Genomic DNA, 12,080 nt, shown 5'->3' with positions numbered 1-12,080 from the left:
CAAATTCGTAACATACCTAAAACAAGACAGACATCCCCCTACCTGCACCGAGGCGCTCACTATGACTCAACGGCGTGATTTACAAGCACTGATCGATGCTGCTCCCATCGGTAAGACGCAGTGGCGCGTTATCATCTGCTGTTTTTTGGTGGTGATGTTCGATGGTTTTGACACCGCCGCCATTGGTTTCATCGCACCCGACATCCGTACCCAATGGCAACTGACCGCCGGCGAACTGGCGCCGCTGTTTGGCGCGGGGTTGTTGGGATTGACGGCGGGCGCACTGCTTTGCGGCCCGCTTTCTGACCGCTTTGGCCGCAAGCGCGTCATCGAACTTTGCGTGGCGCTGTTTGGCGCGCTGAGCCTGATTTCGGCCTTCTCCCCTGATATGCCAACGCTGGTCATTTTACGTTTTCTCACCGGCCTGGGGTTGGGGGGCGCGATGCCGAACACCATCACGATGACCTCTGAATATCTGCCTGCTCGCCGCCGTGGTGCGCTGGTCACGCTGATGTTCTGCGGTTTCACGCTCGGTTCAGCCCTGGGCGGGATCGTCAGCGCCCAACTGGTGCCGGTGATGGGGTGGCACGGCATTTTGGTGCTCGGAGGCGTTTTGCCGCTGATGCTCTTTGTGGTGCTGCTGTTTGCCCTGCCGGAATCCCCGCGCTGGCAGGTCCGCCGCCAACTGCCGCGCAAGGTGATTGCCAAAACGGTCAGCGGCATCACCCGAGAGTGCGATGAAGAGACCCATTTTTACCTCAACGAAGCCGCTACGGCGGCCAAAGGGAGCATCAGCCCGCTGTTTGCCGGCCGCCAGCTGCGCATTACTCTCATGCTCTGGGCGGTTTTTTTTATGAGCCTGTTGATTATCTATCTGCTCTCCAGTTGGATGCCGACGCTGCTTAACCATCGCGGTATAGATCTGCAGCATGCCTCTTGGGTGACCGCCGCTTTCCAGATGGGCGGAACGTTGGGGGCGCTGGGGCTGGGCGCGTTGATGGACAAATACAATCCCTTCCGGGTGTTGGCGGCGAGCTACGCCCTGGGCGCCGCGTGTATCGTCATGATTGGTCTGAGCGAGAACGGCCTGTGGCTGATGGCGCTGGCCATCTTCGGCACCGGCATCGGCATCAGCGGTTCGCAGGTTGGGCTGAATGCCTTGACCGCCACGCTCTATCCGACACAAAGCCGGGCGACCGGCGTCAGCTGGTCCAATGCCATTGGCCGCTGCGGCGCGATTGTCGGCTCGCTTGCCGGCGGCGTGATGATGGCGATGAATTTCTCATTCGATACGCTATTTTTCATTATTGCCGTGCCGGCGGCGATCAGTACGGTGATGTTAATGCTGCTGACGGCTGTTGTTCGCCAGTCTGCTCCAGCCCCTGATACGTTGCCTCGCGCAGCGTCGTGAATGAAAAGGAGAATCCCTATGCCTGAACGCAATCAGGATGTTAATCCCAGCCGCCAGCAGTTCTACCGGCATATTTCCGGGCAGAACCTGACCCCATTGTGGGAGTCGCTGCACCATTTGGTGCCGCAAACGCCGAATGCAAACTGCGCTCCGGCTTACTGGAACTATCAGGCGATTCGCCCGCACCTGCTGGCCAGCGGCGAGTTGATTGGCGCCAAAGAGGCGGTTCGCCGCGTGCTGGTGCTGGAAAACCCGATGCTGCGCGGACAGTCCTCCATCACCCCGACGCTGTATGCCGGATTGCAGTTGATCATGCCGGGCGAAGTCGCGCCGAGCCATCGCCATAATCAGTCGGCATTGCGTTTTATCGTCGAGGGGAAAGGGGCATTTACCGCCGTTGACGGTGAACGTACGCAAATGCATGAAGGCGACTTCATTTTGACGCCGCAGTGGCGCTGGCACGATCACGGTAATCCCGGCGAGGAGCCGGTGGTATGGCTGGACGGGCTGGATCTGCCGCTGGTGAACCTGCTGGGTTGCGGTTTCGCGGAAGACTATCCGCAAGAGCAGCAGCCCGTGACGCGCCAGGAGGGGGATTATTTACCGCGCTATGTAGCCAATATGCTGCCGCTGCGCCATCAGAAAGGCAACTCATCGCCCATTTTCAACTACCGCTACGATCGCAGCCGGGAAGCGCTGCACGACCTCACCCGCATGGGGGACGCCGACGAGTGGGACGGCTACAAGATGCGCTACGCCAACCCGGTGACCGGCGGCTATCCCATGCCCTCGATGGGCGCCTTCCTGCAGCTGCTGCCGAAAGGCTTTTCCTCACGGAAGGCGCGCACCACGGACAGCACCATTTACCACGTGGTGGAAGGGCGCGGCCAGGTCAGCATCGGCAGCGAAACCCTTCACTTTTCGGCAAAAGATATCTTCGTGGCGCCGACCTGGTTCGACGTGTCGTTTCAGGCGGACGAAGACACCGTGTTATTCAGTTTCTCGGACAGGCCGGTTCAGGAAGCCCTGGGACTGTTCCGCGAAGCACGTTATTAATTTGGGAGAGACAAAATGACGCAATACGTATTTGCACCGCAAGCCCCTGTGACGGTTCCTGTTGTGGGGAGTGATAAACAGTTTCCCGTGCGCCGTGTCTACTGCGTCGGGCGTAACTATGCTGCGCATGCCCGCGAAATGGGCTTTGACCCGGATCGTGAGCCACCGTTTTTCTTCTGCAAGCCTGCCGATGCGGTGGTGCCGGTGGCGGCCGGCGAAACGCTGGCGTTGCCGTATCCGTCGCAAACCGACAACTATCACTACGAAATCGAACTGGTGGTGGCGATTGGCAAACGGGGGAGCGATATTCCGCTGGAAAAGGCGCATGAATACATTTGGGGATATGCCACAGGCCTGGACATGACCCGCCGCGATCGGCAGATGGACATGCGTCAGATGGGGCGCCCATGGGAAATCGGCAAGTCGTTCGATCTTTCTGCGCCCATCGCGCCATTGCATAAAGCCGGCGACAGCGCCGACGTGAACAACGCGCCTATCTGGCTGCAGGTCAACGGCAGCGATCGCCAGCGCAGCGACATCCGCCATCTGATCTGGTCGGTGAATGAAACCATCAGCTATCTGTCCGGCTTTTTTGAGCTGCAGCCCGGCGATCTGATTTTTACCGGGACGCCGGAAGGGGTGGGCGCGGTGGTGAAAGGCGATGTGATTACCGGCAATGTAGAGGGGCTAACCCCAATCGCCGTGAAGATTGTCTGAGCCGATTCAGAGGTGAATGATGAAGCTGTACAGTTTCTTTAATAGCTCAGCGTCCTACCGCGTGCGCATTGCGCTGGCGCTGAAAGGCATCCATTACCAGACGGTGGGGGTCAATATTCGCATCGGGCAGCAGAATGAGCTGGCATATCGGCGAATGAACCCGGTCGGACTGGTGCCGACGCTGCTCACGGACGACGGTGAGTCTCTCAGCCAGTCGCTGGCGATTATTGACTGGCTGGATCGCCATTTTCCTCAGTCGCCGCTGTTACCGACGGCCGATCCGGCGCGCAGCCGGATACTGGAAATCGTTTATGTTATTGCCTGCGATATTCATCCGGTAAATAACCTGCGGGTTTTACGCTACCTGAGTGAAGAGCTGAAGGTGAGTGAGGAAGAGAAAAAACGCTGGTATGCGCACTGGATCCGACAAGGGCTGAGCGCCGTAGAACAGCTGTTGCTCCAGAGGCCGCCAGGACCCTTCTGCGTTGGCGATACCCCGACGTTGGCGGATTGCTGCCTGATCCCTCAGTGGGCGAATGCCCTGCGGATGGGGTGCGATCTGAGCGGGTACCCGCGCTGTAAAGCGGTTTACGACGCCTGTACTCGTCTCCCGGCGTTCATCGCCGCGGCGCCCGAAAACCAACAAGACAAAATCTCAGCCTGAGCCCGAAAGGAGGAAAACAATGGCTAAAGTGATGCGCGCAATTATCGTCGGGGGAGGCATTGGCGGCGCAGCGACTGCGCTCTCGCTGGCTCGCCAGGGCATTAAAGTGATGTTGTTGGAAAAGGCGCACGAGATTGGTGAGATTGGGGCGGGTATTCAGCTCGGCCCCAACGCCTTTTCCGCGCTGGATAGCCTGGGTGTGGGCGGCGTAGCGCGTCAGCGCGCCGTCTTTACCGATCACATTACCCTGATGGATGCGGTCAATGCCCAGGAGGTGGTGCATATTGAGACCGGGCAAGCATTTCGCGATCACTTTGGCGGTCCCTATGCGGTTATCCATCGGGCGGATATCCACACCTCTGTTTGGGAAGCGGTATTGACCCATCCGGATGTGGAATACCGTACCTCAACGCAGGTGGCGGGTATCAGCCAAACGGTGGACGATGTGACGGTATTTGATGAGCAGGGCAATCGCTGGACGGCGGATATTCTGATCGGCTGCGATGGCGTGAGGTCGGTGGTGCGGCAGTACCTGCTGGGCGATGCGCCGCGGGTGACCGGACATGTGGTTTACCGCGCCGTGATTAATTGCGATGAGATGCCGGAGGATTTACGCATTAACGCGCCGGTACTGTGGGCGGGGCCGCATTGCCATCTGGTGCATTACCCGCTGCGCGGCGGGAAGCAGTATAACCTGGTGGTGACGTTCCATAGCCGTCAGCAGGAGGAATGGGGTGTGAAGGAGGGCAGTAAAGAGGAGGTACTTTCCTATTTTTCCGGTATTCACCCGCGTCCGCGCCAGATGCTGGATAAGCCGACCTCATGGCGCCGCTGGTCAACCGCCGATCGTGAACCGGTGGAGAAATGGGGCAACGACCGTATCACGCTGGTGGGAGACGCAGCGCACCCGGTGGCACAGTATATGGCACAGGGAGCTTGCATGGCGCTGGAGGATGCGGTAACGCTGGGTAAAGCGCTGGAAGAGCATGGAGGGGATGCGGCAAAAGCGCTTGCCCTGTACGAGTCGGTACGTATTCCACGCACGGCGCGCATCGTCTGGTCAACCCGTGAGATGGGCCGTGTTTATCACGCCGCAGGCGTTGAGCGCCAGGTGCGTAATCTGTTATGGAAAGGCAAATCTCAGGCGGAATTTTATCGCGGAATGGAATGGCTGTACGGCTGGAAAGAAGAAAACTGCCTGCAGCCGCGCTGAGAGAGAGGCCCTGCCCAGGCCTCCGCTAGCGCATGGGCCAAACCGGTGCGGCCTAATCCTCTCAATATGCAGACGAAAAAAAACCTGCTGTAACAGCAGGTTTTCTTAAATTTGGTCGGCATGAGAGGATTATGCGCATCTTCGATGCTTGCCCTGCGGGCCGTTGCTAAAGCAACGTGGTCTCACTACGTTCGGCTCAAACCTCCTTCGGAGATTCTCATCCTCTCGACGTATAGATGAAAAAAAACCTGCTGTAACAGCAGGTTTTCTTAAATTTGGTCGGCATGAGAGGATTCGAACCTCCGACCCCCGACACCCCATGACGGTGCGCTACCAGGCTGCGCTACATGCCGACGCTATGAAAAATCATACTACCGATTCCCGATGTTAATGCAAGCGCCTCGCCACTTGATTGCTTTAGTTTTAAGCAGTTAGTTGGCGATAAAGCGTTTTACATCGGTCAGCACCTGCAGCAGCAGAGCAAGCTGCGGTTTCTCGTCTTTTATTTCTTCGCCGTTCTGATCGTAGACGCGATAGTTGCCGCTGTTGTCCAGCATCAGCGTCTGCGTCGGCGTAGTGATCACCAGCTGATTGCCATCGCCGGTGGCGATCCAGTCGTTGCGGCGCTGGGCGGTGAACAGATCTTCGCCCTGCGAATAGTCTTTCGGCGCGGTTTTCACGTGCAGCAACCGTTGCATCAAGGTGCGCATCACGTCGTTATGGCCGGTCAGCTTGCTGATGGTCTGCGCTGGGGTGCCCGGCCAGTGGATCACCAACGGCACCTGCAGTTGCGCCTGGTTGAAGGCAGTGCCGGCGCCCCATTGGCCTTTGCCGCTGTCGTTGAATTCGACGCCGTGTTCGGCGGTGATCACCACCACGGTTTTGTCCAGCAGACCGCGCTGTTTTAGGGTATCCAGCACCTGGGCTATCTGGGCATCCACGTCTTGCGCGCCGGTGCGATAGCGTTGGATAAAATCGGCCGGCGCCGGGGTTTTGTCGCCTTCGGCCGGCTCGGCGCCGCTGAAGTTGATATAGGAGAACCACGGCTCTTTGCCGCCTTGATCCGTCAGCCAGCGCTGCCATTGCTGCGTGGTTTGCGCGTCGCTTTGCGGCGCCGGCGTCGGCAGCGAGAAGTCGGTCAACAGGGCCTGGCGGTACAGGCTGGCGTTGAAACCGTCGGAAGAGAACAGCCCCAGTTGGTAGCCCTGATCGCCGAGCGCGTTGAGCAGCGCCGACGGCTTGCGGCCGGCGAGCACGCTGTCCAGATAGGTCGGAGAAATGCCGTAGAACAGGCCGAACAGCCCGGTGTCGGCATGATTACCCGAGCTGTAGTGATCGCTGAAGCGCACGTTTTCCTGGGCGAAGCGCGTCAGCGCCGGCATGTCCTGCGCCACGTCTTTGGCGCGAATGCCGTCCACCACGATCATCAGCAGGTTATAGCCGCTGCCTTTATCGCCGTAGCTGAGATCGCTGAGCGGATACTCCACCGCCACCGCTTCCGGGTTGCCCTGTTGCATCAGGCGGCGCTCATACTCTTGCTGGTCGAGCAGGCCGTGTTTTTCGAGGAACTTGCGCGCGGTCATCGGGTACGAGAGCGGCAGATTGGCTCGCTGCATGGTGATCGGGCGATAGAAGTTGGCGTCAGCCCAAATGTAAATCAGGTGCGACGCGAAAAAGGCGCTGATAAACAGCGCCGCCAGCGGTTTGCCGAAGCGGCGGCGGTTCAGGCTGCGCAGCTTCTGCCAGCTCCAAGTGCCGAACAACATCTCCACCAGGAAGATCACGGGCACGCAGATAAACATCAGCTGCCAGTCGCGCGACAGCTCACTCTGGTCCGGGTTGACCACCAGATCCCACACCACCGGATTGAGGTGCAGGTGGAAATGGGAGAACACTTCGCTGTCGACCAGCAACAGCGTGAGCCCGATGGTGGCCAGCGCGGCGGAAATAAATCGCAGCAGCCGCTGCGACATCACCACGAAGGTGAGCGGGAAGATCACCAGCAAATAGCCGGCGAACACGATAAAGCTGAAATGCCCCAGCAGGCTGACAAAGGCATAGACCCGGCCCAGCAGGGATGCGGGCCAGTCGGTAACAAACAGGTAGCGGCTGCCCAGCCCAAGGGCGAGCAGGATGTTGAATAAGGCGAACCAGTGCCCCCAGCTGATCATCTGGGAGACTTTTTCACGATAACGCTGACGGTTTGTCACCATAAGTCAATATTAATGTGCTTTGTCTTCACGGACAGAAGCCTGCAGGGCTTCCGCGAACGATCTTGCCAGGGTTTTCCGCTGCGCGGGGGCAACGCTGGTGTTGATCAAATTAGTGACCATGTTGCCCAGCACCATCAGGGAAAGATCGGTGGGGGTATGGTGTTTTTCCAGAACATTGACCAGCTCTGAGAGCAGTTGTTCAACGTGTTCGTCACTGTAACGGGATGATTGTGGCATAAAATTGCGCTTAGTAATCTGCAAAGTGCCCTATCTTACCGTATAGGGCAGTGATTTTCCGCTCTTTTATCACTTCCTGTCATTTGGGGAAGGGGGCGCCCGTGGCGGGGCTGCTCCTCGCAGCGCCTTTCCGGTTTGCCGCGGTTTTTAGTATTGCAGGTCGGGGCCTTCAGTGTTTGAATACGCGCCTAAAGAACAGGAGGATTTACCATGAGTCTGGATATCGACCAGATCGCTTTGCATCAGTTGGTGAAACGCGACGAGCAAACGCTGGACGTGGTGCTGCGCGATTCCTTGCTTCCTACCAACGCGGCGGTGGAAGAAATGATGACGGAACTGCATCGCGTCTACAGCGCCAAGAGCAAGGCCTTAGGCCTGTTCAACGAAGGTAGCGAGCTGGCGGAAGCGCTGCGCACCTGCCGCAAGGACGATAAGGACTTTCTGGCCTTCAGCCGCGCGGCGACCGGCCGCCTGCGCGACGAACTGGCGAAGTATCCGTTTGCCGAAGGCGGCGTGGTGCTGTTCGGCCAATACCGTTATCTGGCGGTGGAGTACCTGCTGATCGCGGTGCTGAACAGCCGTAACAGCATGCGCGTCAACGAAGAGCTGGATATCAACACCACGCACTATCTGGACATCAACAACGCCGATATCGTCGCGCGCATCGATCTGACCGAATGGGAAACCAACCCGGAATCGACCCGCTATCTGACCTTCCTGCGCGGGCGCGTAGGCCGTAAGGTCGCCGACTTCTTCATGGATTTCCTGGCGGCGTCCGAAGGGTTGGACACCAAGGCGCAAAACCGCGGGCTGCTGCAGGCGGTAGACGACTACTGCGCCGATGCGCAGCTGGACAAGAACGAGCGCCAGTCGGTGCGCCAGCAGGTGTACAGCTACTGCAACGAACAGCTGCAGGCCGGCGAAGAGATTGAACTGCAGGCCTTGTCGCAGGAGCTGTCGCCGCTCGGCGAGAAAGACTTCATGCAGTTCTCCAGCGAGCAAGGGTATGAGCTGGAAGAGAGCTTCCCGGCGGATCGCGGCACGCTGCGCCAACTGACCAAATTTGCCGGCAGCGGCGGCGGCATCAGCCTGAACTTCGACGCCATGCTGCTGGGCGAACGCATTTTCTGGGATGCGGCCACTGACACGCTGACCATCAGAGGCACGCCGCCGAACCTGCGCGATCAGCTGCAGCGCCGGACCGGCAGCGGCAAGTAAGCGTGCCGAATCGCAGACAATAAAAAACGCCGCAATTGCGGCGTTCTTTATTTCGGCGTCCCGAAAGGTTCGAAAACGTAGCGATTAAACGCGAACGAAGTCGATGTGAGCCAGTTTTGGCTTGAACGGGTGACGCTGTACAGCCTGAACCTTAACTTTGGTTTCTTTACCGTCGATAACCAGAGTTACTGCTTCGCTGTAGAATTCTGGTTTAGCTTCCATGTTCTTAACAGAATCATGGTCCAATTCGATGGAAACTGCAGCTTCTTTGCCACCGTAAACGATAGCTGGGAATTTGTTTGCTGCACGCAGGCGGCGGCTCGCACCTTTACCCTGGTCTTTACGTACTTCTACATTGATAGTGAACATTGTTTTTTCTCTTAAAAGAAAATTTACCCTGCTACAGGCGACCCAAGTAGCAAGTTCGGAAACCCGCTTTAACGCTGGGCAGGCCCAGGTAAAGCGCGCGGCATTTTAACGGAAAGCCGCCCGCAGGGCAACGAAAACCTGCCCAGGTTGGGGACAGTTCGCTCAGGCCAACTGATTGGCGCGGCGGAAACGGCCTTGATAATCGAACACTTTCTCACGCACCTGCCAAAACTGCCCGCGCTTGCGCGCCACCACGAAATCCGGATGGCGCAGCGCCTGCTGTTGCGCCAGCACGTCGGCGGCGGTGTGCCAGGCGAACGGCACGCCCGGCGCGCGCTGATGCGGGCGCAGGAACAGCATCTCGAACGCTTTGCGCTGCGCCGGCGTCTGCAGGCGGAAGCGCTCGCTGGTGCTGGTGCCGTCCTCGTCGTAATAGGTGGCCTTCAGCCATTCGCCCTTGTCGTCGCGGCCGCTCTGCAGTTCCATGCCGCCGCAGCGCAGCACCAGCGCGTCTTTCAGCTTCAGCGCCGCCTTCAGCATGTCATCGGGATCGACCAACACTTCCTGACATTGATGGCAGCGGCGTGCGGCGATATCGTTCTCCGCGCCGCAGTGCGGGCAACTCTTGAACCGGAAGCGGTAATCGCACTGCTCGCGGTGGCCGTCGTCGTCCTCCAGCCAGCCCTGGCAGCGGCGGCCGTAGTGCTCGATGATATCGCCGTTCTCGGTGCACTTGCCCCAGAACAGGTTGGCGAAGCCGCAGGCCGGGCAGAATACCTGCACCGGCTGGCTGTCGCCGTGCGGCTTGCTGACGCCGACTTCCGGCGTGAACAGATCGTGCGGGTTGCCGGCGTAGTCGAGGATCAGGCAATCCTTTTTGTCGGGCGCCAAACGCAGCCCGCGCCCGACGATCTGCTGGTACAGGCTGACGGACTCGGTGGGGCGCAGGATCGCGATCAGATCGACGTGCGGCGCGTCGAAACCGGTGGTCAATACCGCGACGTTGACCAGATAGCGCAGCCGCTGCTGTTTGAACGCGTCGATCAGCGCATCGCGCTCGGCGGGCGGCGTTTCGGCGCTGACCAGCGCGGCTTCGCCGTTCGGCAACAGGCCGTGGATCTCGCGGGCGTGTTCGACGGTGGCGGCGAAGATCATCACGCCTTTGCGATCCTCTGCGTACTCCACGATCTGGCTGATGATGTGCGGCGTGACGCGGTTTTGCCGCTTCAGCTCGCGGTTCAGATCCGCTTCGCTGAACAGGCCGTTGCTCCTGGCCTCCAGCCGGCTGAAGTCATATTGCACGATCGGCATATCCAGCCGCTCAGGCGGCACCAGGAAGCCGTTCTTAATCATGTAGCGCAGCGGCAGCTCGTAGATGCAGTCGCGAAACAGACTGGCGCCGTCGCCGCGGGTGAAGCCATGGTAGTGATACTGGTAAATCCAGCCCTTGCCCAGTCGGTAAGGCGTGGCGGTCAGCCCCAGCAGCCGCAGCTGCGGGTTGGTTTTCTGTAAATGCTGGATGATTTGCTGGTACTGGCTGTCGTCGTCGTCGCTGATGCGGTGGCATTCATCGACGATCAGCAGCGAAAAGGCGCCGTCGAACAGCGGCAGGTTGCGCGCGACGGACTGTACGCTGCCGAACACCACCTTGCCGGCGCTCTCTTTCTGCTGCAGGCCGGCGGCGAAGATATCCGCTTCCAGGCCGTAGGCGCAGTATTTGGCGTGGTTTTGCGCCACCAGTTCCTTGACGTGCGCCAGCACCAACACCCGCCCGCGGGCGCGCTTCGCCAGCTCGGCGATCACCAGGCTTTTGCCGGCACCGGTCGGCAGCACGATCAGCGCCGGTTCGGGGTGCCGCCGGAAATGGTTGATGGTGGCTTCGACCGCTTCCAGTTGGTAGGGGCGTAGGGTAAAGGCCATAAATGAACGCCGTAGGTTGGAATGGGCCGCCGGGAACCGGTTTTGTCACCTCTGTTCCCACAGAAACCGTGACATTTTACGTGCCGGGCGGCCGAAAAATTTCTATTATTATGCCTTCTGCGCGCGCGCGGTGCGAGAAGCGTGAAAATTACCCCTGTCGGGCAACGCGTTGTACCGCTATACTCGTGTGACAGCAATCGCTGTTCCCCCACGCGATTTCCCCCCTGAACCTGCCATTTGCACCCGGTGCAACGGCGGGCGTCATATTTTGGCAATACGATCAATGCGATCATAACAACGACAGGCAAAGCAGATCCCATGCGATTGGACAAGTTTTTATCTCAGCAGTTAGGCATTAGCCGTGCGCTGGTTGCGCGCGAACTTCGGGCTAAACGCGTCACCGTGGACGGTGAGGTGGTGAAGAGCGGGGCTGTCAAACTGACCCCGGAGCAAGAAGTGGCGTTCGACGGCAATCCGCTGCAGCAGCAGAACGGCCCGCGCTATTTCATGCTCAACAAACCGCAGGGTTACGTCTGTTCCACCGACGATCCCGATCATCCGACGGTGCTGTACTTCCTCGATGAGCCAGTCGCGTACAAGCTGCACGCCGCCGGGCGGTTGGATATCGACACCACCGGGCTGGTGCTGATGACCGACGACGGCCAGTGGTCGCACCGCGTCACGTCGCCACGCCACCACTGTGAGAAAACCTATTTGGTGACGCTGGAGCACCCGCTGGCGGAAGACACCGCGCAGCGTTTCGCCGAAGGGGTGCAACTGCACAACGAGAAAGATCTGACGCGGCCGGCGACGCTGGAGCAGGTCGACGAGCACGTGGTGCGCCTGACCCTCAGCGAAGGGCGCTACCACCAGGTGAAGCGGATGTTCGCTGCCGTCGGCAATCGGGTGATCGAGTTGCACCGCGAGCGCATCGGCGCCATCGTGCTGGATGACGATCTGGCGCCGGGCGAATACCGCCCACTGACCGAAGAAGAGATCGCCAGCGTGGGCGCGCCGCACCTGCAGGACTGATAACCGATCATCGATTGCGGCCGATTAAGG

The 12,080-nt window shown here is 59.4% G+C and carries 11 protein-coding genes, 1 tRNA gene and 1 other RNA gene; 7 read left to right on the top strand and 6 right to left on the bottom strand.

What is annotated here, in order from left to right; genetic code table 11:
* The first annotated feature begins 61 nt into the window (after positions 1 to 61).
* Genes ACMGGW_RS15330 through ACMGGW_RS15310 form a run of 5 tightly spaced genes read left to right on the top strand, consistent with a single transcriptional unit; the run spans position 62 to position 5,061 of the window.
* A complete protein-coding gene (locus ACMGGW_RS15330) occupies positions 62 to 1,411 on the top strand; it encodes an MFS transporter (protein WP_197770535.1) in 1,350 nt (449 codons plus the stop codon).
* 18 nt (positions 1,412 to 1,429) lie between these two features.
* Positions 1,430 to 2,467, top strand: a complete 1,038-nt coding sequence (gtdA, locus tag ACMGGW_RS15325; protein ID WP_420279520.1) for a gentisate 1,2-dioxygenase — start codon at positions 1,430 to 1,432, stop codon at positions 2,465 to 2,467.
* 15 nt (positions 2,468 to 2,482) lie between these two features.
* On the top strand, positions 2,483 to 3,184 hold the full coding sequence (locus tag ACMGGW_RS15320; RefSeq protein ID WP_025303616.1) for a fumarylacetoacetate hydrolase family protein: 702 nt from the start codon (positions 2,483 to 2,485) through the stop codon (positions 3,182 to 3,184).
* Between the two features lie 19 nt (positions 3,185 to 3,203).
* Positions 3,204 to 3,848 carry a maleylacetoacetate isomerase gene (gene maiA / locus ACMGGW_RS15315; RefSeq protein WP_142591668.1) on the top strand — a complete coding sequence of 215 codons (645 nt, stop codon included), beginning with the start codon at positions 3,204 to 3,206 and terminating at the stop codon, positions 3,846 to 3,848.
* A gap of 19 nt (positions 3,849 to 3,867) precedes the next feature.
* A complete protein-coding gene (locus ACMGGW_RS15310; RefSeq protein WP_197759340.1) occupies positions 3,868 to 5,061 on the top strand; it encodes a 3-hydroxybenzoate 6-monooxygenase in 1,194 nt (397 codons plus the stop codon).
* A gap of 112 nt (positions 5,062 to 5,173) precedes the next feature.
* Here ACMGGW_RS15310 and ACMGGW_RS15305 read toward each other — a convergent pair.
* From ACMGGW_RS15305 to ACMGGW_RS15290, 4 genes are all read right to left on the bottom strand, one after another.
* A non-coding RNA gene (locus tag ACMGGW_RS15305) (RtT sRNA) lies at positions 5,174 to 5,303 on the bottom strand.
* Between the two features lie 34 nt (positions 5,304 to 5,337).
* Positions 5,338 to 5,414, bottom strand: a tRNA-Pro gene (locus tag ACMGGW_RS15300).
* Positions 5,415 to 5,492: 78 nt separating this feature from the next.
* A complete protein-coding gene (gene yejM, locus ACMGGW_RS15295; protein WP_025303564.1) occupies positions 5,493 to 7,274 on the bottom strand; it encodes an LPS biosynthesis-modulating metalloenzyme YejM in 1,782 nt (593 codons plus the stop codon).
* A gap of 9 nt (positions 7,275 to 7,283) precedes the next feature.
* Positions 7,284 to 7,511 carry a YejL family protein gene (locus ACMGGW_RS15290; RefSeq protein WP_004935782.1) on the bottom strand — a complete coding sequence of 76 codons (228 nt, stop codon included), beginning with the start codon at positions 7,509 to 7,511 and terminating at the stop codon, positions 7,284 to 7,286.
* A 210-nt stretch (positions 7,512 to 7,721) separates the two neighbouring features.
* Between ACMGGW_RS15290 and yejK the strand changes: the two genes are divergently transcribed.
* A complete protein-coding gene (gene yejK / locus ACMGGW_RS15285) occupies positions 7,722 to 8,729 on the top strand; it encodes a nucleoid-associated protein YejK (RefSeq protein ID WP_025303563.1) in 1,008 nt (335 codons plus the stop codon).
* 84 nt (positions 8,730 to 8,813) lie between these two features.
* On the opposite strand, the gene rplY is transcribed toward yejK, so the two are convergent.
* The gene (rplY, locus tag ACMGGW_RS15280) at positions 8,814 to 9,098 is read right to left on the bottom strand and encodes a 50S ribosomal protein L25 (protein ID WP_019453645.1); all 285 of its coding nucleotides are present in this window, start codon (positions 9,096 to 9,098) and stop codon (positions 8,814 to 8,816) included.
* A gap of 162 nt (positions 9,099 to 9,260) precedes the next feature.
* Positions 9,261 to 11,018: a DEAD/DEAH box helicase gene (locus ACMGGW_RS15275; protein ID WP_099817470.1), complete on the bottom strand. Its 1,758-nt coding sequence runs from the start codon at positions 11,016 to 11,018 to the stop codon at positions 9,261 to 9,263.
* A gap of 318 nt (positions 11,019 to 11,336) precedes the next feature.
* Between ACMGGW_RS15275 and rsuA the strand changes: the two genes are divergently transcribed.
* Complete coding sequence (gene rsuA, locus ACMGGW_RS15270) at positions 11,337 to 12,050, top strand: 16S rRNA pseudouridine(516) synthase RsuA (RefSeq protein ID WP_025303560.1); 714 nt, start codon at positions 11,337 to 11,339, stop codon at positions 12,048 to 12,050.
* The last annotated feature ends 30 nt before the right edge of the window (positions 12,051 to 12,080 follow it).

The organism is Serratia sp. BNK-4 (genome assembly GCF_048685115.1).
Classification (GTDB): Bacteria; Pseudomonadota; Gammaproteobacteria; order Enterobacterales; family Enterobacteriaceae; genus Serratia; species Serratia bockelmannii.
The sequence above is the reverse complement of the archived record's forward strand: the minus strand, read 5'-3'. Positions and strand labels throughout refer to the sequence as shown.